Annotated in this window: 21 protein-coding genes; 17 read left to right on the forward strand and 4 right to left on the reverse strand. The window is 63.5% G+C overall.

The features are described from left to right. The first annotated feature begins 12 nt into the window (after window positions 1-12). The 6 genes from O0881_RS16190 to O0881_RS16215 all read left to right on the forward strand — a co-directional run bounded on the left by O0881_RS16190 (window position 13) and on the right by O0881_RS16215 (window position 6,054). Entirely contained in the window at window positions 13-1,413 is a 1,401-nt protein-coding gene (locus O0881_RS16190) for a cation:dicarboxylase symporter family transporter (RefSeq protein ID WP_251350914.1), read from the forward strand. An 80-nt stretch (window positions 1,414-1,493) separates the two neighbouring features. Continuing rightward, complete coding sequence (locus tag O0881_RS16195) at window positions 1,494-1,712, forward strand: histidine phosphatase family protein (protein WP_289912179.1); 219 nt, start codon at window positions 1,494-1,496, stop codon at window positions 1,710-1,712. A gap of 38 nt (window positions 1,713-1,750) precedes the next feature. Continuing rightward, window positions 1,751-1,921: a hypothetical protein gene (locus O0881_RS16200; RefSeq protein ID WP_289912244.1), complete on the forward strand. Its 171-nt coding sequence runs from the start codon at window positions 1,751-1,753 to the stop codon at window positions 1,919-1,921. Window positions 1,922-2,033: 112 nt separating this feature from the next. After that, window positions 2,034-4,547 carry a TonB-dependent receptor gene (locus O0881_RS16205; RefSeq protein WP_289912180.1) on the forward strand — a complete coding sequence of 838 codons (2,514 nt, stop codon included), beginning with the start codon at window positions 2,034-2,036 and terminating at the stop codon, window positions 4,545-4,547. A gap of 20 nt (window positions 4,548-4,567) precedes the next feature. Beyond that, on the forward strand, window positions 4,568-5,491 hold the full coding sequence (locus O0881_RS16210; RefSeq protein ID WP_289912182.1) for an S-adenosyl-l-methionine hydroxide adenosyltransferase family protein: 924 nt from the start codon (window positions 4,568-4,570) through the stop codon (window positions 5,489-5,491). A gap of 236 nt (window positions 5,492-5,727) precedes the next feature. Continuing rightward, window positions 5,728-6,054 (forward strand): hypothetical protein, encoded by a 327-nt coding sequence (locus O0881_RS16215; protein ID WP_289912184.1) that lies wholly within the window; start codon window positions 5,728-5,730, stop codon window positions 6,052-6,054. A 98-nt stretch (window positions 6,055-6,152) separates the two neighbouring features. Here O0881_RS16215 and O0881_RS16220 read toward each other — a convergent pair whose 3' ends face one another. From O0881_RS16220 to O0881_RS16230, 3 genes are all read right to left on the reverse strand, one after another. Further along, entirely contained in the window at window positions 6,153-9,374 is a 3,222-nt protein-coding gene (locus tag O0881_RS16220) for an efflux RND transporter permease subunit (RefSeq protein ID WP_289912186.1), read from the reverse strand. A gap of 3 nt (window positions 9,375-9,377) precedes the next feature. After that, entirely contained in the window at window positions 9,378-10,550 is a 1,173-nt protein-coding gene (locus tag O0881_RS16225; protein ID WP_289912188.1) for an efflux RND transporter periplasmic adaptor subunit, read from the reverse strand. A gap of 240 nt (window positions 10,551-10,790) precedes the next feature. Beyond that, window positions 10,791-11,216, reverse strand: a complete 426-nt coding sequence (locus tag O0881_RS16230) for a divergent PAP2 family protein (RefSeq protein WP_289912189.1) — start codon at window positions 11,214-11,216, stop codon at window positions 10,791-10,793. A gap of 247 nt (window positions 11,217-11,463) precedes the next feature. Between O0881_RS16230 and O0881_RS16235 the strand changes: the two genes are divergently transcribed. From O0881_RS16235 to O0881_RS16285, 11 genes are all read left to right on the forward strand, one after another. Then, the gene (locus tag O0881_RS16235) at window positions 11,464-12,546 is read left to right on the forward strand and encodes a DUF475 domain-containing protein (RefSeq protein WP_289912190.1); all 1,083 of its coding nucleotides are present in this window, start codon (window positions 11,464-11,466) and stop codon (window positions 12,544-12,546) included. 225 nt (window positions 12,547-12,771) lie between these two features. Beyond that, entirely contained in the window at window positions 12,772-13,347 is a 576-nt protein-coding gene (locus O0881_RS16240; protein WP_099664994.1) for a TerD family protein, read from the forward strand. 107 nt (window positions 13,348-13,454) lie between these two features. Next, window positions 13,455-14,159 (forward strand): TIGR00266 family protein, encoded by a 705-nt coding sequence (locus O0881_RS16245; protein ID WP_289912191.1) that lies wholly within the window; start codon window positions 13,455-13,457, stop codon window positions 14,157-14,159. Window positions 14,160-14,258: 99 nt separating this feature from the next. After that, window positions 14,259-15,296: an ATP-grasp domain-containing protein gene (locus O0881_RS16250; RefSeq protein ID WP_289912192.1), complete on the forward strand. Its 1,038-nt coding sequence runs from the start codon at window positions 14,259-14,261 to the stop codon at window positions 15,294-15,296. After that, on the forward strand, window positions 15,293-16,450 hold the full coding sequence (locus O0881_RS16255) for a phosphoribosyltransferase domain-containing protein (protein WP_289912193.1): 1,158 nt from the start codon (window positions 15,293-15,295) through the stop codon (window positions 16,448-16,450). The genes O0881_RS16250 and O0881_RS16255 overlap by 4 nt, the downstream gene beginning before the upstream one ends. After that, window positions 16,428-17,180 carry an HAD family hydrolase gene (locus O0881_RS16260; protein WP_099664997.1) on the forward strand — a complete coding sequence of 251 codons (753 nt, stop codon included), beginning with the start codon at window positions 16,428-16,430 and terminating at the stop codon, window positions 17,178-17,180. The genes O0881_RS16255 and O0881_RS16260 overlap by 23 nt, the downstream gene beginning before the upstream one ends. Further along, a complete protein-coding gene (locus O0881_RS16265) occupies window positions 17,177-18,277 on the forward strand; it encodes a cysteine protease StiP family protein (protein ID WP_289912195.1) in 1,101 nt (366 codons plus the stop codon). Before O0881_RS16260 ends, O0881_RS16265 begins: the two co-directional genes overlap by 4 nt. Further along, window positions 18,270-19,256: an HpcH/HpaI aldolase/citrate lyase family protein gene (locus O0881_RS16270; RefSeq protein WP_289899329.1), complete on the forward strand. Its 987-nt coding sequence runs from the start codon at window positions 18,270-18,272 to the stop codon at window positions 19,254-19,256. The genes O0881_RS16265 and O0881_RS16270 overlap by 8 nt, the downstream gene beginning before the upstream one ends. Then, window positions 19,253-20,497 (forward strand): TerD family protein, encoded by a 1,245-nt coding sequence (locus O0881_RS16275; protein ID WP_289912196.1) that lies wholly within the window; start codon window positions 19,253-19,255, stop codon window positions 20,495-20,497. Before O0881_RS16270 ends, O0881_RS16275 begins: the two co-directional genes overlap by 4 nt. 33 nt (window positions 20,498-20,530) lie before the next feature. Next, window positions 20,531-20,905, forward strand: a complete 375-nt coding sequence (locus O0881_RS16280) for a hypothetical protein (RefSeq protein WP_046682297.1) — start codon at window positions 20,531-20,533, stop codon at window positions 20,903-20,905. 194 nt (window positions 20,906-21,099) lie between these two features. Next, window positions 21,100-22,053, forward strand: a complete 954-nt coding sequence (locus tag O0881_RS16285) for a hypothetical protein (RefSeq protein WP_289912197.1) — start codon at window positions 21,100-21,102, stop codon at window positions 22,051-22,053. Between the two features lie 163 nt (window positions 22,054-22,216). Here O0881_RS16285 and O0881_RS16290 read toward each other — a convergent pair whose 3' ends face one another. Continuing rightward, window positions 22,217-24,661 carry a hypothetical protein gene (locus O0881_RS16290; RefSeq protein ID WP_289912198.1) on the reverse strand — a complete coding sequence of 815 codons (2,445 nt, stop codon included), beginning with the start codon at window positions 24,659-24,661 and terminating at the stop codon, window positions 22,217-22,219. Between the last annotated feature and the right edge of the window lie 7 nt (window positions 24,662-24,668).

The raw sequence follows: 24,668 nt of genomic DNA on the forward strand, positions 1-24,668 counted from the left end.
TAAGGCCCACTTATGGCAATTAACATCATTTTGAACCTGCTCGTTGCGCTGATCGTCTTCGCCTTCATGTTCCACCAGCAACGCAAACACGCGACGTTTACCGTGCGCGTCTTCACGGGCCTGGGCCTGGGAGTGCTGCTCGGTGCGGCCGTACAGTGGCTGTACGGCGCCGGCTCGCCCATCATCGCCGGCACCAATGAATACATCGACATCGTCGGCAGCGGCTATGTGAAATTGCTGCAAATGATCATCATGCCGCTGATCATGGTGTCCATCATCTCCGCCATATTGAAACTCAAGGACGCGAGTTCCCTGGGCAAGATCAGCGCGCTGACCATCGGCACCCTGCTCATCACCACCACGGTCGCCGCTGCGCTGGGCATTTTGATGGCCAAGCTGTTCGGCCTGACGGCTGTCGGCCTGACGTCGAGCGCCGCCGAAGTGGCGCGCGGCGTGCAGCTGCAAGGCTCGCTGGAAACGGCAAAGGCCCTGTCCCTGCCGAAACTGCTGGTCAGCTTCGTGCCGACCAACCCCTTCCTCGACATGACGGGCGCGCGCAAGACGTCGACCATCGCCGTGGTCGTGTTTTCCATCTTCATCGGCATCTCGGCCACGGGCATCGCCGCCAAGAAGCCGGAAATTTTCGCATCCTTCGAAAACTTCATGAAAGTGGCGCACGCCATCGTCATGCGCATGGTCACCCTGGTGTTGCGCCTGACGCCGTACGGCGTGTTCGCACTGATGTTTGAAGTGGTGGCCTCGTCGAGCTACACGGACATCTTGAAATTGATCAACTTCGTCGTCGCCTCGTACAGCGCGCTGATCTTGATGTTTCTCGTGCACCTGGCCATCATCGCCGGCGTGGGCCTGAACCCGCTGCGCTTCGTGAAAAAAGTCTTCCCCGTGCTGGCCTTCGCGTTCACCTCGCGCACCAGCGCCGGTTCGATCCCGATGAGCGTGCAGACGCAAACCCAGCGTCTGGGCACACCGGAAGGCATCGCCAACTTCGCCGCCTCGTTCGGTTCCACCATCGGCCAGAACGGCTGCGCCGGCATCTATCCCGCCATGCTGGCCGTCATGATCGCCCCCACCGTCGGCGTCGACCCATTCACGATCAGCTTCCTGCTGCCATTGCTGGCCATCATCACCATCGGTTCCGTCGGCGTGGCCGGCGTGGGCGGCGGCGCCACGTTTGCCGCCCTGATCGTGCTGTCGGCGATGGACTTGCCCGTCGCGCTGGCCGGCTTGCTGATCTCCGTCGAACCGCTGATAGACATGGGCCGCACGGCCCTGAACGTGAGCGGTTCGATCACGGCGGGCACCGTCACCAGCCGGGTCATGGGGCAAACCGACCTGGCCGTCTACAACAGCGACGACGCGCCCGACTTGGACGAAGCGGAACACGCCGCCTAGGAACGTATCCAGCGGCGCGCCGCGCCTTGCCGCTTCCCTCTATGTTGATTGACAATAAACATGGAGGAAGGCGCAAGGCGATGAAACAGAAATGGCCGCGGCACATCTGGATCGTGCGCCACGGCCAAATTACTGGCAACGTGGCGCGCGATGCCGCCGAAGTAGAAAAACAGCTATCGATCGCCATCGCCGAGCGCGATGCCGATGTCCCCCTCGCCAAACTGGGCGCGCGCCAGGCGCAAGCCCTGGGCGACTGGTTCGCCCCCTCCCCCCTGAACAACAAGCAACCGTCGTGCTGAATTCGCCCTACGTGCGAGCCTGGCGGACAGCACAAGCCGTGCTGGCGCGCATCGGTGCGGACAGCCTCCCCTGCGTGGTAGCCGACGAGCGCCTGCGTGAAAGGGAGTTCGGCATCCTCGACCGCTGGAAGCGGCCGGCACACAAGTCACGGCCCAGCCCGACATGCCGGCCGCGCCGAAATCCTGAGCGCGGGGTCATAACGGCATAAAAACAACAGCATAAGCATATCCAGAAAGAATCGTTAGCGCCGGCGGGCGCCTCCCTTAAGCTCATGGCAACTGTTTCCACACCGACACTAATCGAGCCCAAAGGACACCGCCTTGCATCCGCGCCATTCATCCGCCCCCGCCTCCCTTCCCGCCACGCCGCTGCGCGCCATCGTGCTGGCCTGCGCCATGCTGGGCGCACCGTCCGCCTGGGCCCAGGACGCGCAAGCCACCGCCGGCACAGGCGCTGCCGCTGACACGGCCGGCGCCGGCATCGACCAGGTCACGGTCGTCGGCTCGCGCGCGCGCAACCGCACGGTGTTCGACAGCAGCGTGCCCATCGACCGCTTCGGCGCGCGCGAAGTGAGCAATGCGCTGGCGACGGGCGACGTGGGCGCGGCCCTGCAAAACCTGTCGCCCTCGATCAACTTCCCCCGCATCGAGTCTAGCGGCGCGTCGGACTCCGTGCGCGGCATCCAGTTGCGGGGACTGGCGCCCGACCAGGTGCTGGTATTGATCAACGGCAAGCGCCGCCACACGAGCGCCGTGCTCGACACGGAAAGCAGCTTTGCCGGCACCGTGCCGGTGGACATCAACGCCATTCCGCCGAACGCCATCGACCATATCGAAATCCTGCGCGACGGCGCCGGCGCCCAGTACGGCAGCGATGCCGTGGCGGGTGTAATCAACATCGTGCTGAAGAAGGCCCGTACGGGCGGCGCCGCTTCCGTCAGCTATGGCGCCAACCACACGCATTTCGACCCGACCGACCAAACCCTGACGGATGGCCAGACCGTCATCGTCAACGCCGACTATGGCGTACCGCTGGGCGAGGCGGGCTTCTTCCGCTTCGGTGCGGAAACGCGGCGCCGCTCGCCCACGGAACGTGCCGGCCCCAGCGACGCGGGCTGGACTTCCTACAACTTCACGCCCGCCGACCAGGCGCTCGACGGCAAGGTGGTGTTCAAGTCGGGCGACTCGCGCCAGCACAACCACTATCTGTTCTACAACACCCAGCTCACCCTGGATAACGGCCTGGACCTGTATTCGTTTGCCACCCTCAACGAGCGCACATCAGATGGCAGCGCCTACTTCCGCTATCCGGGCGACCCGTCGAATGTACTGGCCCTGTATCCGAACGGCTACCGTCCCGTCACCAACGGCGACAAGCGCGACCTCAGCATCGTGGCCGGCGTGCGCGGCAGCTGGGGCGAGTGGAACTGGGACGCCAGCGCGCGCCACGGCAGCGACCGCTTTGACTACGGCGTGAACCACTCCGTCAACGCTTCGCTGGGCGCTGCCAGCCCCACGCGTTTCAACCTGGCCGGCTTCGACTTCCGCCAGAAGGCCTTGAATCTCGATGCCACGCGCAGCATCGACATCGGCTTGCCCGCCCCCTTGAACCTGGCGGTGGGCGCCGAATGGATGCGCGAAACCTACACCAGCTCGGCTGGCGACCCTGCCTCGTATGCGGCCGGCAGCTTTACCGATGCGCCGCCGGGCGCGCAGGCGGGGCCAGGCTTGCGCCCATCGGACGCCTACGACGGCAGCCGGCAAATCCGCTCCGTGTATGCGGACGTGGAAAGCGACCTCACGCCGCGCCTGCTGGTAGGCGCCGCCGCCCGCTATTCCGATTACAGCGACTTCGGCAGCGCCAGCACGGGCAAGCTGTCGACGCGTTATAAAGTGACGGACAACTTCCTCCTGCGCGGTTCGCTGTCGAACAGTTTCCGCGCGCCGGCCCTCGTGCAGACGGGTTTCCGCTTCGCCACCCTGAACTTCAACGCCGATGGCACGGCCCTGCAAACGGCGGCCCTGCTGCCGGCCAGCGACCCGCTGGCACGCAGCTTCGGCGCGCAACAGCTGAAACCTGAAAAATCGACCAACGTCTCGCTGGGCCTGGCCTGGAAACCGGCCGCCACCACCAGCGTGACGGTAGACGCCTACGTGATCCGCATCCGCGACCGCATCACGCGTTCGAGCGACTTGCAAAGCGACGCCGTCACGGCCTACCTGGCCGCGAATGACCGCAGCGACATCCAGTCCGTGGCCTACCTGGCCAACCTGCTCGACACCCGAACCAAGGGCCTGGACGTGGTGCTGAACCACGACCTGGCGTTCACCTCAGGCAAGCTGAACCTGAATGCGGCGCTGAACCTGAACAAGACCAGCCTTGACAAGGTACGCCAGAGTTCCGCTGCGCTGGCCAACATCGATCCCAGTCTGACCCTGCTGACGGAGACGAGTTTGTTCCGCATCAAACATGCGTCACCGTCCAGCAAATTAATCCTCGGCGCCGACTGGCAGGCAGCCGGCTGGGGCGTGCAGGCGCGCGCCACGCGCTTTGGCGAGCTGAAAGATTTTTCGTACGACAGCGATGCCCCCTTGATCGACGGCATCCCCGCCCAGCGCTTCGGCGCCGTCTGGTCGCTGGACCTGGAAGGCCAATTGAAACTGAGCAAGCAACTGACCTTGAGCGTAGGCGGCAACAACATCCTCGACCGCTATCCGCAGCGCGTGCGGGAAACGAATAACGCCACGTATGGCGGCGCCCTGCCCTACAATTTCATCAACCCCATCGGCGTCAATGGCGCGTACTTTTACGCTAAATTAAGCTACACGTTCTGACACTGGATACAAAGGAAATCATGATCATCAAACGCCTCTCCCACCTCGTCGCCGGCACCTGCCTGAGCGCCCTCCTGCTGTCGTCCGCCCAGGCCGGCGCGCCGCTGGTGCTGATGACGGACTTCGGCACGGCCGATGGCGCCGTGTCGGCCATGCATGGCGTGGCCTATGGCGTCGATCCGCAGCTGACCATTTCGGACCTGACGCACCAGATTCCCGACTACGACATCTGGCTGGGCGCCTACCGCTTGTACCAGACGGCCAATTACTGGCCGCAAGGCACGGTATTCGTTTCCGTCATCGATCCGGGCGTGGGCACGGCGCGCAAGTCGGTAGTGCTGAAAACCAAGGGCGGGCGCTACTTCGTGGGGCCGGACAATGGCCTGTTCACCCTGATCGCCGAGCGCGACGGCGTGGCCGAACTGCGCGAAATCGATGAAAAGGTCAACCGCCTGGCGGGATCAAGCGAGTCGTACACCTTCCATGGCCGCGACGTGTACGCGTACGTGGGTGCGCGCCTGGCGTCGGGCGCCATCAGCTATGAACAGGTGGGTCCTCAATTGCCGAGCGAATCCGTGGTGAAGATCGCGTATCAAAAGCCTGTACGCGATGGCAACACGATTCGCGGCATCGTGCCCGTGCTGGATGTGAAATACGGGAATGTATGGACGAATATCCCGAAATCCCTGCTCGATGAATTGCAGGTAAAACTGCACGACCCGCTGCAAGTACGCATCTTGCACAAAGGCAAGCAAGTGGCCAAGGTCACGGCGCCGTTCGAGCACACGTTTGGCGGCGTCGCCAAGGGCAAGCCCCTCGTCTACCTGAACAGCCTGCTCGACGTGGCCGTCGCCATCAGCCAGGGCGACTTTGCAGCCAAGCACCACGTCGAGTCGGGCGTGGATTGGGAAGTGGAAGTGAGCAAGGCCCCTGCCGCCAAATAAATCGTCTTGCGCGGCCAGGACGTCCTGTCCTGGTCCACCCCATATCCCTTGCGGATTTGCGCTGCGTCAAACGCAGCGCGCTCCCCGTCTCCGCCAGCATCGCGCCTGTGCAAGTCCGGTGAACCTGTACCGGCCCGCCTACTCTAAACCTTGCAAGCGATGCCAGCCTTGTTCCAGATGCGCAATCTGGCGAGGCATGCGTTTCCACGACAGTCTTTCACTGAAAAGGAACAATCATGACGGCTCCACTCCTGACCACCAGCAAGCTCGTCCTCGGCAGCGCCATCGTCTGTGCGCTGCTGGGCGGTTGCAACAAGCGCAACGATACCAGCACCACCGCCACGCCCGCCGCCACCGCGCCGGCAACGCCGCCCGCCACCAGCGGCACGTCCGGCACCACGGGCACGACCAATCCGGACGCCACCACGCCAGGCATGGCACCGGGTACCACCACCACCCCCGATGGCACGACCACCCCGCCCTCCACCACGCCGCCTAACAACGGCACGACACCGGGAACCGGCACGGGTACAGGAACCACGCCACCACCGCGCAACAGCTAGCGCGCTGCATCCTGGCCAACCGGGCAGGCAAAAAAAGAGCCTTCCGCGGAAGGCTCTTGAAATACCACGACGCAGCGCAAGCTGGCCTTGGCCCGGTTTTACTTTTGCAGGCTGACCGACGCCGCCTTCGGCGTGCGGCGTCCCATCAGGAACAGCACGGCCTTTTTCAGCATGCGGTAGGCGAAGCGCACCAGCAGCAGGGTCAGCACGCACTCGATCAAGGTCAAGATCATGGCTACGGCCACGGGCATGCGCGCGGCGCGGCGGTGGAACTTGGCCACGGCGCCGTCGCGGGCGATTTCGATGCTGTCATAGAAGGTCGGCACGACCAGCAAGGTCAGAATCGTCGAAGTGATGGTGCCGCCGATGATGGCGATCGCCAATGGACGGTAGAACTCGCCGCCCTCGCCCAGGCCCAGCGCCACGGGGAACATGCCGGCGATCAGCGCGAACGTCGTCATCAGGATGGGGCGCAGACGCATGCGGCCCGCGTACATCAGCGCGTCCTCGCGGCCATGGCCCTCTTCCTCGCGCTTGCGCGCCGCGTCCAGCAACAGGATGGCGTTCTTGGCGACCAGGCCCATCAGCATGATGATGCCGATAAAGCTCATCAGGTTGAGCGTGTTATTCGTGATCACCAGCGCCACCACCACGCCGATCAGACTGAGCGGCAAGGACATCATCACGGCCACCGGCGCGGTAAATGAACCAAACTGCATGACCAGGATCAAATACATCAGGCCGATACCCATCACCAGCGCGATCAGCATTTCCGTGAACAGCTCTTGCTGGTCCTGGCCGGCGCCACCGAGCGCCAGGCCGTAGCCGGGCGGGAAGTCGATGGAATTGGCCAGCTTCATGGCGTCGCTCGTCACTTCGCCATTCGAGCGGCCTTGCGCATTGGCCGACACGGTAATCGTACGCTTGCCATTCTTGTGCTCGATGCCGGACGGACCTTTGCCCATGGTGATGGTGGCGATCTGGTCGAGCGGGACCATTTGCGAAGTCCCCGTCACGCTGATCGGCAGACGCTCGATGTTTTCCGACGCCACGCGGTCATCAGGATGCAGGCGCACGGCCACGTCGCGCGTTTCGCCCGTCGGATCGACCCAGTCGCCCACTTCCACTCCGGCAAAGGCCACGCGCAACGATTGCGCCGCGTCATTGACGGAAATGCCCATCGAGTTGGCCAGGCCACGGTTGAGCTCGATCTGCAGCTCGTTCTTCGGGTCTTGCTCGGACAGGCCCACGTCGACGGCGCCGGGAATCGTGCGCAGCTTGTCCATGTAGGCATTCGTGATTTCCATCAATTTGCGCGAATCCGGGCCCGTGAATTCCACCTGGATCGGTTTTTGCGAACCGTTGCTCAAGTCATCCTGCACCACGTATTCGGCCCCCACCAGGCGCGACATCTTTTCGCGCAGCTCGACGGCGATTTCCTTGGCCGAACGCTTGCGGGTATTGCGCTTGCCGATGTCGACATAAACTCTTCCGCCGCCCGCATTGATGGAACTGTTGGTATCCTTGGTTTCAGGCAAGGTACGCGCCAGCACGGCGGCCGCTTCCAGTTTCAAACGCGAATACTCGATGCTGCTCGACGATGGCGTGCGCACATTGATCATCAAGTTGCCCGAATCGGATGCTGGCAGGAAACTCGTGCCGCCATGGGTAGCGTGCAGGGCGATGGCGCCCACCAGGCTGCCGAAGGCGATCACGGCCATCCAGCGGCGGTGATGCAGTGCCCAGGCGATCACGCGGCCGTAGCGGTCGGCCTGGTGGTCGAACCAGTGGTTGAATTTTTCCAGTACGCGGCCGATGCCTTTTTTCGGCGCCGAGTGTTCCTCGACCGGGTCGCCCCAGTAGGCAGACAACATCGGGTCGAGCGTAAACGAGATGCCCAGGCTGACGAGCACCGAGCACGTCACCGTCAAGGCAAACGGACGGAACCATTCGCCGGAAATGCCCGGCATGAACGCGACGGGAATGAAGACGGCGATGATGGAGAAGGTCGTGGCGGCCACGGCCATGCCGATCTCGGCCGTGCCTTCCAGCGCGGCCGTGCGGCGGTCCTTGCCCATCTGCATGTGACGCACGATGTTTTCACGCACCACGATGGCATCATCGATCAGCACGCCAATGGCCAGCGACAAGCCCAGCAAGGTCATGAAGTTCAGGGTAAAGCCGCATAGCCACACGGCAATGAAGGCGGCAATCACGGACGTAGGCAGGCTCAGCGCCGTGATCAGGGTCGAACGCCACGAGTTCAGGAAGGCGTAGACGACGAAAATCGTCAGCACGGCGCCCAGCACCAGCGATTCGATCACATTGTTCAAGCTATGCTGGGCGTTTTCGCCGCCGTCGCGCGTCACTTGCAGGATCGTGCCTTTCGGCAAGGTCTTGTTGATTTCCGCCACCATGTCGCGGATCTTGTTGGCCACGCTGACGGTGGAAGCGTCGCGCACGCGGGTGATCGAAATGCCCACGTTGGGCTTGCCGCTGCGCATGCTCAGGCTGTTGACTTCGGCAAAGCCATCTTCGATGGTGGCCACTTGCGCCAGGCGCACGATTTCCTCGCCGCGGCGCTTGATCACCACTTTTTCGAAGTCGCTTGGCGACTCGATGCGGCCCACCAGACGGATGCTTTTCTCGTCCAGGGTGCCGCGCACCTTGCCCACGGGCGCATTCGTGTTCTGGTTGCGCAAGGCGGTGACGACATCGCTGACGGAAACATTGTATTCACGCAACTTTTCCGCCCGCAGCAGCACGGACAGTTCGCGCTTGAGCGAACCGCCCACGTTGACCAGCGCCACGCCATCGACGGTGCGGAAGCGGTCCGACAGCACGTCCTCGGCCAGGCGCGAAATTTCCGCATGGCTTTGCGTATTCGACGACAGGGCCAGCTGCATGATGGGCTCTGCAGCCGGATCGATGCGCTGCAGGATAGGTTCGCGCATTTCCGTCGGCAACTTGTAGCGCACGGCGGCAATCGCATTGCGGATATTGTCGGACGCTTCGATCAAATTGGTATTGAAGGAAAACTTCAGGAAGATGCTGGCCGAACCTTCATTCGAATCGCTGTTGACTTCGGTCACGCCGGAAATGCTTTGCAAGGACTTTTCCAGGCGGTTCACCACTTCCCGCTCGACCGTGTCGGGCGACGCGCCAGGATAAGGAATGCTGACGACGATGAACGGTACCTCGACGTCCGGGTTCTGGTTGACGCGCAATTTCTTGAGCGCCAGCAAGCCGACGCACATCATTGCCAGGATCAGGACGATGGTGGCGGTGGGCCGCTTGATACTGAAATCGGAAAGGAACATGGCTTAGTTTCCTTTACCGGCAACGGCGGTGCTGCTGCTGGCCACGGCGGCGGCTGGCACGGCCTTGGCGGCCGTCAATTCCACTTTCTGGCCATCCTTGAAGGTCGAGCCCGGCGTGCGCAGCACGGTATCGCCGCTGGCCAGGCCGCTTTGCACTTCCCACTGGCCCGTGCGCACGTCGCGCGCGCCGATGCGCAAGTTGACTTTATGCAAGGCCTTGTCCTTGACTTTCCACGTGTACGTGACGTCGCCCGCCTTCACCAGGGCCGAGTCGGGGATCATCAGCGCGCTGACGGTTTCCGTCTCGATACGGCCTTCCGCATACAGGCCGGCCACGCGCGGTTGTTCCTTGTCATTGAAATCGACGAGCACGGCCACCTGGCGCGTGATGGCGTTGGCGGCCGGATCGACGCGTCGCACCTTGCCAGCGAAATCCTGTCCCGGATAGCCATTGATGCGGAACAATACGGGCTGGCCCACCTTGACGACGCCGATCTTGTCGGCCGATACCAGGCCTTCCAGGCGCATGCTGGTTGGATCGATGACCTTGATCAATTCCTTGCCGATTTGCGCCGTATCGCCATTCGATACCTTGCGCTCGCTCACGATGCCGTCGAACGGCGCGCGCACGAGGGTGCGCTGCAACTGCTGGCGCGCTTGCACGGCGCGGCTTTTCGCAGCGGACAGATCGCTTTGCGCATTGTTGCGGCGGATTTCCGCGTCTTCCAACGCCTGCGTCGACGTCATGCCCGAAGCGCGCAGGGTTTTCATGCGCTGGAACATGCGTTCGGACTGCTCCAGTACCTGGCCGGCGGCGCGGCTGGCTTCCTCGGCCGAATTGAGGCCGTCGCGGATGGACGTTTCGTCCAGGCGCACCAGCACGTCGCCCCGCTTGACGATTTCACCATTTTCCTTCATGACCTGGATCACCACGGCCGACACTTCGGCGCGCAAGTCCGCGTTGCGCTCGGGCTGCACGGAGCCGGTGATGACCGGCCCCGACGCCAGCGCATTGCTCTGGATGGTCAGCAAGTCTTCCGGGGACACGAGCAAATTGGCGGCAGCGCCCGCCTGTTCCTTGGCATTCTTGCCGCCCTTGCCGGGATCTTTGGACTCTTTGCCGCAGGCGGCCAGGGCAGAAGCGATTGCCAGAACAAACAGGGTTTTGCGCAACATGGGTAATTCTCCGGATAGATAGCACCACTACCGTTCCCGCGGCCCGGATAGGGCTGCGAGCGATAGCAGGCATAATATTTTTATTAAAACCACAAGCGCCAAAGTATCCATGAGCGCGTCCGGGCATGTCAATCGGCGGTTTCCTGTAATGCTTTAATCAATGGATGAAACGTAGTTTTTACGCCCTGAAACGCAAAACCCCGCCTTGAAGCGGGGTTTTGCGTTTCAGGGGAAGCGAACTTAGCGGCCGAAAACATAGTTGATCAGGAAACCGATGGCCACGCCCGTGCACAAACCGCCGGCGATTTCCACCAGGGTATGACCCATGCGCTCGCGCAACCAGGTATGCGCGGGGCTGGCCGCTTCCCTGGCCAGGCGGTTGATGGCGGCCGCCTGCTTGCCCACGTGCTGGCGCAGGCTGTTGGCGTCGATGATGACGATGAAGGCCAGGGTCACTGCCACGCCGAAGGCGGGATGGCCGATGCCTTCACGCAAGGCGATCAGGGTCGCCATGCTGGACACGACGGCGCTATGGTTGCTGGGAAAGCCGCCATTGCCGACCAGGCCGAACGCCCATTGCCGCGTGCGGACACTGTTGATCAGGAATTTGATCGGTCCGACCAGGATCCAGGTGATCAGGGGCGTGACGAGGTAAGCGATATCCACGGGGTATTCCTTCTTATATATATGTAGAGAATGTGTCAGGGGCTGCGGCAGCCAGACTGGCGCGCCGCAATTATCGCAGATCGGCCGCGCCAGCAGAACTGTCTTCCGTCGGCCTATAAAACGCCGCCCCCCGCGGCAACTAATATAAAATCATGGCATATACAACAATTGACGTATATCAACACCGAGTGCGGCGCGTACAGCGGCGCGGATAATCAAACGTCTTCATATTTGCAACGGGGTACTCATGCGGCATTTCAGAATTTCCTTTTTAGTCACTTTTATCCTGATGGCAGTATCAGGCTGGTGGGGTTACAGCCATAGTGGCATGCCGGGCCTGATCCAGGCGCTGTGGATCACGGGCGTGCTGGGCATCATGGAAGTGTCGCTGTCGTTCGACAATGCCGTGGTGAATGCCTCAGTCTTGCGTCACTGGAATGAATTCTGGCAAAAACTGTTCTTGACGGTAGGTATCCTCGTGGCCGTCTTCGGCATGCGGCTGCTGTTTCCATTGGTCATCGTTTCCGTCGCCACGGGCCTGGGCCTCGTCGACGTGTGGACCATGGCCACCACGACGCCCGATGTGTACGCCAAGCACCTGACGGACAACCATGCGCAAGTGGCGGCCTTCGGCGGCGCCTTCCTGCTGCTGGTGTTCCTGAACTTCCTGTTCGACGACGAGAAGGAATTGCACTGGCTGGGCTGGGCCGAGGAAAAAGTCAACGCCCTGGGCACCGAAAGCCTGGCCGTGCTGATCACCATGGGCGCCGTGGCTGCCTGCGTGGCGATGGGCCCCGTGGAACAAAAATACAGCGTGCTCGCGTCGGGCATCGTCGGCATCGCCGTCTACATCGGCGTGAACTGGATCAGCGGCTTGCTGGAAGAAGGCGAACCGGACTTGCAGGATGACGCAGAAGAAAGCGCCGCGCCGGCCAGGAACGGCAATGGCGACCTGGTAAAAACGGTAGCGCGCGGCAGCATCGGCGGCTTCCTGTACCTGGAAGTGCTGGACGCCTCGTTCAGCTTTGACGGCGTGATCGGCGCGTTCGCCATCACCAACGACGTCGTCATCATCATGCTGGGCCTGGCCATCGGCGCCATGTTCGTGCGCTCGATGACGGTATACCTGGTGCACAAGGGCACCCTGGACGAATTCGTCTACCTCGAGCACGGCGCCCACTATGCGATCGGCATCCTCGCCTTGATCATGCTGGCGTCCGTCAAGTACCATATTCCGGAGTGGTTCACGGGCCTGTCGGGCGTGGCCTTCATCCTGGTCTCGCTGTGGTCATCCTTGCGTTATCGCAAACGGCACGCGGCACAAGCTTGAAATCGGGGGTTCCGCCCCCATTTGAGGAAGTAATGGCACGAGCGCCTTGCGCTCATCCCATGAAGGCATGTTTAACAACACCTGACAAAACCGTAGCGAGCGGAAGGAAGTTGTGGCAGAGAAGCGCAACTGTACGAAGGTACAGTGAGCATCGCAGGCCGCAAATTACGACGCGCAGTAGGTTTTGATTGGCGTTTTGAGTTAATTACTGAAAAGGAGCACCACATGGCAATCAGTTTGCAAAAAGGCGGCAACGTCAACCTGAGCAAGGAAGCACCGAACCTGAAGAAGATCATCGTCGGCCTCGGCTGGGATCCTCGTTCGACGGACGGCGCCACCTTCGACCTTGACGGTAGCGCTTTCCTCCTGAAAAGCGACGGCAAAGTCCGTGGCGACTCTGACTTCATTTTCTACAACAACCTGAAGTCGACCGACGGTTCCGTCGTCCACACGGGCGACAACCAGACGGGCGAAGGCGAAGGCGACGATGAGCGCATCGAAATCGACCTGACCCGCGTGCCAAACGACATCGACCGCATCAGCATCACCGTCACCATTCACGACGCCGACGCGCGCCGCCAGAACTTCGGCATGGTCTCGAAAGCCTTCATCCGCTGCCTGAACGCGGAAGGCGAAAAAGAAATCGCCCGCTACGACCTGTCCGAAGACAGCTCGACGGAAACGGCGATGATCTTTGGCGAAATCTACCGCTACAACGGCGAATGGAAGTTCAAGGCCATCGGCCAGGGCTTCAACGGCGGCCTGGGCCCACTGGCCCGCTCGTTCGGCGTCAATGCCTAAAATTCACACGCAGAAAGCCTGCCTGGCTTTCTGCGATGAATTGGACTAGTGTCATATCATTACTGCCGCCTGCACAGTTCAGGCGGCTTTTTTTTTGGAGATTTATCATGCCAGTATTTAGTGTCACGGGCGACGTCGATCCTTTCCTCCACGTCAGCATGAAACAGGGCGAAACCATCTATTGCGAATCCGATGCGATGGTGATGATGGAGACGGCGCTGGACTTGAAAGGCAAGATGACGGGCGGCCTGGGCAGCGCCATCATGCGCCGCTTCGCCAACGGCGAATCGTTCTTCCAGCAGCACATCGAAGCGGTGCGCGGCAGCGGCGATTGCCTGCTCTCGCCCACCCTGCCGGGCGCCATCGAAGTGGTCGACGTGGGCGCGCGCCAGTACCTGCTCAACGACGGCGCCTTTGTCGCCGCCACCTCGGGCACGGAAATGAAGGTGCGCACGCAAAGCATCGGCAACGCATTGTTCGCCCAGTCGGGCGGCTTCTTCGTCATGGAGACGGCCGGCACGGGGCAAGTGGTGGTGTCGGGCTTCGGCTCCATGTTCCAGCTCGACGTCGAGCCGGGCAAGGATGTCGTGATCGACAATTCCCACGTCGTGTGCTGGGACAATAGCCTGAAATACGAGATTTCCGTGACCACGGGCGGCGGCGGCATCGGCGGCTTCCTCGGCAATATCGTCAACAGCGTGACCAGCGGCGAAGGCATCGTGCTGCGCTTTTCCGGCTCGGGCAAGGTATTCATCTGTTCGCGCAACCGCGACGCCTTCCTGAAGTGGACGGCCAGCGGCAAAGCCGGCTGATTCCCCCTCCTCTATAAGGCCAGGTTAAGTCTGGCCGCTTAGAATCCCCGCGCGCGCACCTGCGCGCGGCTTCCCCCTATTTCCACCCGGTCCCCGTACATGCAAAGAGTCTGGTTCAACAAAACATTTTCCTCCGTCGGCACGGCCATGCGCCTGATCCGCGAGGCCGATATGGCCGCGACAAACGGTGCGCCCCGCTATCACCTCGTATGCAGCAATACGAACGCGCACGCGGCCGCCTTCCTGGCGGCCCACGAATACGCGGTCGAACCGTCCGGCCTCACGGGTCTCGATTATGTCGAGTGGTGCCTGGAATTTTGCCGCGACCGGGGCATCACGATTTTCTGGCCCGGCAAGGAAGCAGGCCTGATCGGCAGCGCCAGCGCGCGCTTCGCCGCCATCGGCACGCGCGTGCTCAGCGTGGCCAGCGAAGAGACCTTGACCCTGATGCATGACAAGGCGCGCTTCTGCGACGGCCTCGATCTGCCCATGGCGCGCCCGGCCGACTACCGCGCCGTCACAAACATCGCCGAATACGACGCAGCGTGCGCCGAACTGCGCCCGCTGCACCGCAAGCTGTGCATCAAGCCGTCCGAATCCGTGTATGCCCTGGGCTTTGCCATCCTTGATGAAGAGCGCACCAGCGCCCAGCTGCTGCTGGCCGGCGCCGCCTACCAGATCAATGCGCAAGAGCTGCGCAACGGCCTGGCGCAGATGGAAACGTTCAAGACCCTGCTGCTGATGGAATACCTCGATGGCCACGAATACAGCGCCGACTGCGTCGCCGACCAGGGCAAGCTCATTTGCGCCGTGCCGCGCAAGAAGCTGCACGGGGGCGGCAGCAGCCAGCTGATCGAGCTGCGCGCCGACTTGCTGGCGGCCTGCGACAAACTGGCGCGCGACTACCGCCTGAATGGCGTCTTCAACATCCAGTTCCGCGAAGGCGCGAATGGCCTGGCCTTGTTGGAGATCAATCCGCGCATGTCGGGCGGCATCGGCATGGCGTGCGCGGCCGGTCCCAACCTGCCCTACCTGGCGCTGGCCGGTTTCGACCAGGGCTTTGACAAGCTCACCGTGCCCGCCATCCAGGAAGGCATGCGCGTGGGCGAAGCCGCCTACGCCGTGGAGCTGCCATGAACCTCGTCAAGCAGCAGATGCCCACGGGCGAACTGACCCTGAAGGTGGACGAGGCGCGCTTTCCGCTGGATTGGCTGATCGGCTTTGCCGCGCGCGCCAACGCCAAGCGGGGCTTTTTGTTCCTGTCCAAGGTGCTGGGCAAGCACTGGCCCGTCACGCCGCGCGCCATGCAAACCATCCACGACGACCTGGCCGCGCAGATTCCCCCCAGCCTGCCCGGTCCCGTGGTCTTCATCGCCATGGCGGAAACGGCCGTCGGCCTGGGCCAGGGCGTGTTCGAGGCGTGGCTGCGCGCGAACCCGAATGGCAAGGCCCTGTTCTTGCACAGCTCACGCTACCGCGTGGGCAGCGTGCCTTTCTTCGAATTCGAGGAATCGCACAGCCACGCGCCGCGCCAGTTCCTGCATTTGTCGGACGCGGCCAGCGCCCTGTTTTCCACCGCACGCAGCCTGGTGCTGATCGACGATGAAGCGTCGACCGGCAACACCTTCGCCAACCTGGTGCAAGTGTGCCGCGCGCGCTATCCGCAGCTGGAAAAGCTGCACCTGGGCGTGATCACCAATTTCATGGGCCAGGCAGCCAACGCGGGCTTGAGCGAGCGTTTCGGCCTGCCCACCAGCATCGGCGCAGCCTTGTCCGGCCAGTACGCATTCCAGGCAGGCGATGCGCCGGCGCCCGTGGCGGCCAGCGCGCAGCGCTTCGAGGCGAATGCGGAACGGGGCGCCAGCCCCGCGTTCGGCCGCATCGGCGTGGGACGCGCCTTGAATCCGCCGCAAGGCCTGGCGGTGCAGCTGGCGCAGGAAATCGGCGCCGGCGACTCCGTGCTGGTGCTGGGCACGGGCGAATTCATGCATCCGTCGTTCCTGCTCGCGCGCGAATTGGAAAGCCTGGGCAAGAACGTGGTGGTGCAATCGACCACGCGCTCCCCCATCCTGTCGTGGGGTTCCGTCGGCCACATCGTCCGCTGCGACGACAATTACGGCGAAGGCATCGCCAATTACCTGTACAACGTGGCGCCCGGCCAGTACCAGCACGTTTTCATCTGCCATGAAACCCCGGCCAGCCCGGCCCTCATGCAACTCGCCGGCCAGCTCAATGGCCGCCTGTTCCACTTTCAGTCAGAGACCAAAATTGAAGAAATTCCTGTTTGTTGATCTGGACGACACACTGTTCCAGACCCCGAAAAAATGCCCCGGCGAGACCGACCTGCAGCCAGCCGCCTATCTGAAAAATGGCGACGCCTGCTCGTTTACGACGGCGCGCCAGCGCGCCTTCTTTGACTTTGCGCAAAGCGGCATGACCCTGATTCCCGCCACGGCGAGAAATGGCGACGCCTTCCGCCGGGTCGACCTGCCGTTTACCAGCTACAGCGTGCTCGATTACGGCGGCATCGTGCTGCAGCCGGGCGGCGCGCTCGATGCGGGCTGGCTGTCCCTGATGCAGGATGACATGCAGACGGCCTTGCCCGGCCTGAGGGACGCCATGCGCATCATCGACGATTTCCAGGCCAAAACGGGCATGCCCTCGCGCGCGCGCCTGATCGAGGACTACAACACGCCGTTCTACATCGTCGTCAAGGACCATGAAGCGCGCGGCGAGCGCCTGGCCGACATCGAAGAGCAGGTGCTGCAGCAGTGGATCGCCACGGAAGGCAGCGACTACTTCATCCACCGCAACGGCAACAACCTGGCCGTGCTGCCGAAGACCTTGAACAAGGCGCGCGCCGTGGCTTACCTGCGCGCGGAACTGGAAGCCGAACACGGCCCCATCGTCAGCTTCGGCATGGGCGACAGCCGTTCGGACGCCCGCTTCATGGCCGCCTGCGACTACGCCATCATTCCCAACGGCACCCAGCTGGCGGCACTCACGGTGGCGGCGCTATGAACAAGCAGCATTTCAGCGGCAGCTACCGCCAGGAAGACGTGGAGTTCCTGCTCACGCCGATGGCGCTCGAACCCATCCTCGACCTGGCCGAAAAAGAGCGGCTGATCCAGTCGGGCCAGCGCCACTACAGCGAAATGCTGTCGCCGGAATCCCTGCCCTCGCCCGCCTACCTGGCCCTGTTCCAGAGCGCGTTCGCGGCCAACCGCCTGCAGATGGCGCGCGACTGCCTGCGCCTGGCGGCCCTGATCGCGGCGCGCCGCGCGGGTCCCATCACGCTGGTGTCGCTGGCGCGCGCCGGCACGCCAGTGGGCGTCATCCTGGGCCATTTGCTGCGCCAGGTGTTCCAGCGCGAGTGCCAGCATTATTCCGTCTCCATCATCCGCGACCGCGGCATCGACGCGAAAGCCTTGCAGCACATCCTGGCGCAGGGCCATGGTGACGCCTCCCTCGTCTTCGTCGATGGCTGGACGGGCAAGGGCGTGATTTCGCGCGAACTGCGCCAGACCGTCAACGACTTCAACGCCGCCAATGGCACGGCGATCGACGGCGGCCTGTTCGTGCTGTCCGACCTGGCCGGCACGGCCGCCTGCGCCGCCTCGTCCAACGACTACCTGATCCCGTCGAGCATCCTGAACGCCACCGTCTCGGGCCTGGTCAGCCGCTCCGTGTTGAATGAAGCCATCGGCCCGGACGACTTCCACGGCTGCGTGTATTACGCGCAGTTCGAACAGCACGACCAGTCGCGCGCTTTCGCCGACGGCCTCGTGGCCGACGCCATGGCGATTGCCGCCAGCAGCGGCATCCCGCTGGCCGAAGCGAGCGATGCGCCAGCCATGGCGGCCCGCTCGCAAGCCTACATGGCCGCGGCGCAGCAGGAATACGGCATCAGCGACATCAACCTGATCAAGCCAGGCATCGGCGAAGCGACCCGCGTGCTGCTGCGCCGCGTGCCCGAGCGCCTGATCGTGCGCGACACGAATGCGCCGGACGTGGCACATTTGCTGCTTTTGGCGCAGGAAAAAGCCATACCCGTCACAGTAGAACCGGCGCTGCCTTACCAGGCGGTCGCCCTTATCAGGAGCGCAGTCGATGGATAACAACTCCCTACACCCACAAAGCGAACACAAGGCGGCGCTGGGCGCCTCCATGTATGTGCCGACCACGCACAAGGATTTGCTGGCGATCGCCAATGGCGACAAATTCAGCCATTTGCGTTCGGTCATACTTTGCACCGAAGACGCCATCGCGGAACGCGATCTCAGTTACGCGCTGTTCAATTTGTCGCTGGCGCTGCAAAACATGGGTGCCGAATCGGATACCTTGCGCTTCGTGCGCGTGCGTAATCTCGAAGTGCTGGCGCGCGTACTGTCCATGCCCGGCGCCGACAAATTGAGCGGCTTCGTGCTGCCCAAGTCCACGCGCCACAACTTCGCCGCGTATTTCGAGCTGGTGCGCCACACGCACCATTTGCTGATGCCGACCTTGGAAACGGCGGAAGTGTTCGACGACGAGGAAATGAAGCAGTTCCGCCTCCTCCTGTCGGCGCCGGAAGTACGCCGCCGCATCCTGGCCCTGCGCATCGGCGGCAACGATCTGCTGGCCCTGCTGGGCCTGCGCCGCCCTACCAGCGGCACCATCTATTCAACCCCGCTGGGACAGGTCATCGGCCGCCTCGTGACCATCTTCAAGCCGCACGGCTTCCAGCTGACGGCGCCCGTCTTCGAACACCTGTCGCAAGGCAGCTGGCTGGACGCGGAAGTGGCGCAGGACATGGCCCACGGCATGATCGCCAAGACGGCCATCCATCCGGACCAGGTGCCGCAGATCGAACGCCACTACCAGGTGGCGCAGTCGGACATCGAACTGGCGCTGCGCATCATCGATCCGGACAGCCCGGCCGTGTTCCGCATGCAGGAATCGATGTGCGAAGTGGCCACGCACAGCAGCTGGGCGCAGCGCATCATCGAGCAGGCGCGCCTGTTCGGCATCCGCCATGCAGCCGACACGGCGCCGGCGCACGCACCGACTACCTCATTGACTCAACTCTCAAGCGACGAAGGGATTGCACGACCATGACCAATTTCACACGCGGACAAAAAGGCAAACTGGCTGACCTGGGCTTGAATGGCCCGTTTGCCGTCACGCTCGATATCGTATCGGGTTCGATGGAAGTGGACGTCAGCTGCTTCGGCGTCGATGCGGCCGGCAAGCTGTCGGACGACCGCTACATGGTGTTCTTCAACCAGAAAAGCGCGCCGGACAACGCCATCACGGTGGAGCTGAACGGCCCCCGCTCCACCTTCCAGGTCGACCTTTCCCGCCTGCCCGCCTCCATCGACAAGCTGGTCTTCACGGCGGCGACGGAACAGGGCAGCATGCGCGCGCTGGGCAATTCCAGCATGGCGCTGGGCCAGGCGGCCACGTTTGCCTTCACAGGCAATGACTTCCAGGACGAGAAAGCCGTCATCATCGGCGAACTGTATCGCCGCGACGGCAGCTGGCGCTTCGGCGCCGTGGGCCAGGGTTTCGCGGGCGGCCTGGCGGCGCTGCTGAAGCACTTCGGCGGCAGCGAGGCGGCGCAATCGTCCCCGGCGCCGGCTCCCGTTCCCGTGCCCACGCCGGCAGCCCCGCCGGCGGCGAATAAAATCTCGCTGTCGAAGATCCGCCTGGAAAAGCGCGGCGACAAGATTTCGCTCGACAAGCGCGACAGCGGCGGCTATGGCCGCATCCGCGTCAACCTGAACTGGAACCAGAACGCGTCGCAAGGCCAGGCGCCCGCCTCGAAACTGGACACGGGCTTCCTCGGCAAGCTGTTCAACAAGCCGGCCGGCCGTGCGGGCGGCATCGACCTCGACATTGGCTGCCTGTTCGAAATGAGCGGCGGCGCCAAGAGCGCCGTGCAGGCGCTGGGCAACAGCTGGGGCGCATACGACCGTCCGCCGTACATCCACCTGGAAGGCGACGACCGCACGGGCAGCGTCAGCAGCGGCGAAAACATTTTCATCAACGGCACCCATTTCGACCAGATCAAGCGCGTGCTCGTGTACGCGTTCATCTACGAAGGCGTGCCGAACTGGGCCGCCACGGATGGCGTCGTGACGATCGAAATTCCCGGCCAGCCGACCGTGGAAGTGCGCCTCGACAGCGACAGCCAGCACGCCATGTGCGCCATCGCCATGCTGGAAAACCACGGCGGCAACCTGCAGGTGACAAAATTGGTGGAATACTTCGGCGGCCAAGGTAAAATCACGGCGCACCAGGCGATGGACGAGCGCTACAACTTTGGTCTCAACTGGAAAGCCGGACGGAAAGATTAATTCTTTCTCCAATTAAACAATTCACCTCCTAACATGACCCCAACGACCAAAAAAGTCACCTTCGCCTTCGCCATCTTCCTCGTGGCCGGCTTCCTGCTGCTGGCAGCCTACACGTGGATGGCCCTCAGCTTCTCGTACTCGGAAGGCGAACGGGCGGGCTACCTGCAAAAGTTCTCCAAGCGGGGCTGGATCTGCAAGACATGGGAAGGTGAATTGCTGCTGACGGCGCTGCCGGGCACCATCCCGGAAAAATTCCAGTTCAGCGTGCGCGATGAAGAAGTGGCGAAGCAATTGACGGCCGCAGCCGGCAAGCGCATCCTCGTCACCTACAGCCAGCACAAGGGCGTGCCCACGCAATGCTTCGGCGAGACGGAATATTTTGCCGATAAAGTCGTATTGAGCCAGTAATACCGTAATTTCGCAGTCCCGCGCCGGCCAGCCTTACCAGGCCGGTGCCTCACACATTCCCACTTTCTTGTACACTTGTGACAATTTCTGGCTGAACAGTTTACAAATGTAGTCAATGTGCAAGATTCTTGTGCCATCGCATGTCGCTCCGCCAGCCGATCGTTAGCGTGTATTCACCCGCCACTGGAAACGTCATGCGCATACCATTCATCGTCCTGGCGCTGCTGGCCGCCTCGCACCCCCTGTCCGCCCAGGCACAGGACTTGTCCGGCATGGCCGGCGCCCTGAAAGTCAGCTCGACCAGTGAGCGCACCTTTGTGGCCGCCATCAGCTACACGCAGCCGGTGGGCAACTACAATGCCGTCAGCCTGTCCTACATCAACGAGGGCCATCCGCAAGACCATCACCGCGACGGCATGGCGGGCCAGGCCTGGCTGCGCACGAAAAAAGTGGAGCAAGGCCTGATGCTGGGCGCCGGCGTGGGCCGCTACTTCTTCTTCGACACGGCCAGGACCGACGACGGCCTGCATAACTTCGACAATGACCACGGCTGGGGCTCCATCGTCAGCCTGCAGGCACGCTGGCAATTCGACAACCGCTGGTATGCGCAAGCGCAGCTCAACCGCATCAAGCCCGACGGCAAGGACAACACCACGCACCTGCTGATCGGCGCCGGCTACCGCTACGACGGCGTGCCCGGTGCCAAGCTGCACTTGCAGAACTGGGCGCACGACGACACCTTGACCTTGGCGACGGGCCACACCATCGTCAACAGCCTGCGCTCCGAGTCCTCACGCCCGTTCACCCTGGAATACCGGCGCGCGGCGGGAAAATACGTGGACTGGACCGTCACCGCCCTCGATGAAGGCAACACCGACCTGGCGCACCGGCGCGGCATGGCCGCCCAGCTGTGGCTGATCCGCTCGCTCAATGAAAAGGTGGAATTCGGCATGGGCGGCGGCCCCTACGTGGCGTGGGACGGGCGCGACAGCCAGGGCCACGGCACGCGCCTGACAGGCTTGCTGTCGGCCGTGGCCCGCTACCACGTCGACCGCCGCTGGGTGGCGCAAGTGGCGTGGAACCGGGTTGTGAGCGATTATCACCGCGATGCGGATGTGCTACTGGTGGGGATGGGGAGAAAATTCTGATGGAAAAACGTAAAAAACTTCTCTTCCACTAAAGTAACGATATCGAACAAAACCGTAGCGAGCGGCAGTGATTTGTGGCTGAGAAGCGCAACCGTACTTCTAGTACGGTGAGCATCGCCAGCCGCAAAGCGCGCCGCGCAGTAGGTTTGCTTCGGTATCCTGCCTAGCGCGAGCGCCAGACGGCTCCCGCGTCATTCGGCTGCGTCAGGCGCTCGATCACTTCGCGCGTCAAGCTGGCCGAGCTGACTTGTTCGGCTTTCGCGCGGGCGGCGCTCAAGGAGCTGGAAAACGCGCTTTGCGGCTGCTCCAGGCTGGCGCGCAGGGCGGCCAGTTCGCGCTCCTGCTGCTGCGCGCGCGCCGTTTCCATCTCCAGCAATTGCTGCTTGGCCTCGGCCATCGCGCGCGTCGTCTCGGCCGCCTTGCGCTGCAGGGCGGCGTGGGCCTGGGCGCTGGCCAGCAAAGTTTGCTGCGCAGCAAGCTTCTCGCTGGCGGCCTGCTGCGCGGCCAGTTCCAGCTGCTCGCGCTGGCGCATGGCGTCCAGCGCCTGCTGCTCCATCGCGGCGCGCGCTTCGGCTGCCGCCGTCGCCTGCTTTTCCGCTTCCAGGCGGCCGGCAATCGCTTGCGAGGCGCGCTCTTCGGCGCTGCTGGTCTGGCGCTGCTGCGCCAATTTTTGCGCAATCAGCGCCAGCGACTCGCGTTCGGCCGCGACGAAATCGCGCTCGGACGCCAGCAGCGCTTCGGCGGCTTGCGCCTTGTCTTCTTCCACGCGGGCGCGCTCGCTGTGCACTTGCCCCAGTTCCACGGCCAGGCGCGCCTGCGCCTGCACGGCTTGCGCGGCGGCGGCTTTCTGCTCGCCTTCGACCAGCGCCTGGTCCATCAGGATGCGGATCGCGTCGGCTTCTTTTTGCGCCGCTTCCCGCAAGGCTTGTTCGGCCGCATGCTGGCCGCGCAGCAGTTCCGCCTGCGCGCCTTCGGCGGCGATGCGTTCCTGCGCCGCGTTGCACGCCAGCGCTTCCGCTTCCAGTTTTTCTTTCAAGGCGGCGATGGCGGCTTGTTCGGCGGCCAGGCGTTCCTGCTCGGCCTGCAGCAGCTGCTCGGCCTGCAAGGCTTTTTCCTGCGCCAGTTGCGCTGCCTGTTCCTGCGCGGCTAAAGTTGCTTTCCCGGCATCGACCTCGGCCTGCTCGGCGTCGTTCTGGCTGGCGGCCAGTTCCGCCGCCTGGCGCGCCAGTTCGGCCCGTTCATGCGCCAGGCTGGCGGCGCGCTGCTGCTCTTCCAGTTCGCGGGCCGCCGCGACGGCGGCGGCCTGCTCGGCCGCTTCGCGTGCCTTGGTCTGTTCCAGTGCGGCCGTTTCCGCCTCCAGCTTGGCATGGCCGGCGATTTCCGCATCCTGTTCCGCGGTGACGCGGGCCAGCGCCACGGCGCGCAGCTGGCGGTCCACCTCGATGCGCGCCTCGGTGGCGGCCAGGATGCGCACGTCGGCATCGCGGCGCGCCTGCGCGCTGGCCACGGCGACCATTTCCAGGCGCTCGCGGTGGATGGCCGCGTCGCGCAATTCCTTTTCCGTCTGCAGGCGCAAACGCAGGGATTGCGCCGCGTGGCGTTCCGATTCCGCCTGCGCCAGGGCGATGGCTTCGCGTTCCTGCTCCAGGTGCGCCAGCGCGCGCGCTTCTTCCAGGGCGCGCACTTCGGCGGCGGCGCGGTTGAAGGCCGATTCCAGCGCGATCTGGTCGGCGCGCTCGCGCTGCACCGTCAAGTCCAGCGCTTCGCTTTCCGCTTCGGCCAGCATCTGCGCCGTCTGGCGCGCACCGTGCGCATGGCGTTCGCGCTCGCGGGCCAGCACGGCGACTCTGGCGTCGGCCGAGGCGATGCCCACCATTTCTTCCTTGGCCGCCTGCACGGCGGCGACGCGCTCGACGGCCTGCAGGCGCGCCTGCTCCGTCTGCACTTGCAATTCCTCAGCGGCGCGGGCGGCCTGTTCGGCCAGTTCCGACTGCACGGCCACTTGCTCGCTGGCGCGCAAGCGGCTTTCCTGTTCGGCGCGCGCACGCTGTTCGGCGGCCAGGCGGATTTCATTGTCGGATTCCACGCGGGCGCGCAATTCGGCCGTTTCCTGCTTGACGGCTTCCAGGCGGGCCACGCTGGCTTGCGCGGCGGCGCGCATGGTGTCGAGACGTTCGCGGTTGGCGGCAATCGCCTCTTCGGCTGCCTGCGCATTTTGCTGTGCGGCGGCGGCAGCGGCGGCGTCGATGGCGGCGCGGTCCTCGGCCAGCGAGCGCACGCGCGCCTCGGCCAGCGCGCGGCTTTCGGCGGCGCAGGTGGCCTTCGCTTCCGCTTCCACGCGGGCAATCGCCTCGTGGATGGCTTTCAATTCCATTTTCTGGCGTTCGGCGGCGGGCGCCTTGGCGTCGGTTTCCGCTGCCGGTTCGGCTGGCGGCTGGGGCGCAGGGAGCTCAGCGGTGACTGGCGCAGCAGGCACGGGCGCCTCGGTCTTGCGCTCCAGGTCCTTGAAATCATGCAGCGAGACCATGCTGTCCTGGTCGAACTCGTCGTCGGCGGAATACGCGACGGTGAGGGAGGCGGCCTGGCGCTGATTTTGCTGTGCTTGCATGATTTCT

Origin of the sequence: Janthinobacterium sp. SUN100 (assembly GCF_030397705.1) — a bacterium.
GTDB classification, from domain to species: Bacteria; Pseudomonadota; Gammaproteobacteria; order Burkholderiales; family Burkholderiaceae_D; genus Janthinobacterium; species Janthinobacterium kumbetense.

Excerpts from the sequence above, each read along its gene's own strand:
- O0881_RS16250 (WP_289912192.1), top strand. The coding sequence starts at position 14,259 with ATGCAAAGAGTCTGGTTCAACAAAACATTTTCCTCCGTCGGCACGGCC.
- O0881_RS16215 (WP_289912184.1), top strand. The coding sequence starts at position 5,728 with ATGACGGCTCCACTCCTGACCACCAGCAAGCTCGTCCTCGGCAGCGCC.
- O0881_RS16255 (WP_289912193.1), top strand. The coding sequence starts at position 15,293 with ATGAACCTCGTCAAGCAGCAGATGCCCACGGGCGAACTGACCCTGAAG.
- O0881_RS16270 (WP_289899329.1), top strand. The coding sequence starts at position 18,270 with ATGGATAACAACTCCCTACACCCACAAAGCGAACACAAGGCGGCGCTG.
- O0881_RS16290 (WP_289912198.1), bottom strand. The coding sequence starts at position 24,661 with ATGCAAGCACAGCAAAATCAGCGCCAGGCCGCCTCCCTCACCGTCGCG.
- O0881_RS16190 (WP_251350914.1), top strand. The coding sequence starts at position 13 with ATGGCAATTAACATCATTTTGAACCTGCTCGTTGCGCTGATCGTCTTC.
- O0881_RS16285 (WP_289912197.1), top strand. The coding sequence starts at position 21,100 with ATGCGCATACCATTCATCGTCCTGGCGCTGCTGGCCGCCTCGCACCCC.
- O0881_RS16265 (WP_289912195.1), top strand. The coding sequence starts at position 17,177 with ATGAACAAGCAGCATTTCAGCGGCAGCTACCGCCAGGAAGACGTGGAG.
- O0881_RS16240 (WP_099664994.1), top strand. The coding sequence starts at position 12,772 with ATGGCAATCAGTTTGCAAAAAGGCGGCAACGTCAACCTGAGCAAGGAA.
- O0881_RS16195 (WP_289912179.1), top strand. The coding sequence starts at position 1,494 with ATGAAACAGAAATGGCCGCGGCACATCTGGATCGTGCGCCACGGCCAA.
- O0881_RS16280 (WP_046682297.1), top strand. The coding sequence starts at position 20,531 with ATGACCCCAACGACCAAAAAAGTCACCTTCGCCTTCGCCATCTTCCTC.
- O0881_RS16220 (WP_289912186.1), bottom strand. The coding sequence starts at position 9,374 with ATGTTCCTTTCCGATTTCAGTATCAAGCGGCCCACCGCCACCATCGTC.
- O0881_RS16275 (WP_289912196.1), top strand. The coding sequence starts at position 19,253 with ATGACCAATTTCACACGCGGACAAAAAGGCAAACTGGCTGACCTGGGC.
- O0881_RS16245 (WP_289912191.1), top strand. The coding sequence starts at position 13,455 with ATGCCAGTATTTAGTGTCACGGGCGACGTCGATCCTTTCCTCCACGTC.
- O0881_RS16235 (WP_289912190.1), top strand. The coding sequence starts at position 11,464 with ATGCGGCATTTCAGAATTTCCTTTTTAGTCACTTTTATCCTGATGGCA.
- O0881_RS16225 (WP_289912188.1), bottom strand. The coding sequence starts at position 10,550 with ATGTTGCGCAAAACCCTGTTTGTTCTGGCAATCGCTTCTGCCCTGGCC.
- O0881_RS16210 (WP_289912182.1), top strand. The coding sequence starts at position 4,568 with ATGATCATCAAACGCCTCTCCCACCTCGTCGCCGGCACCTGCCTGAGC.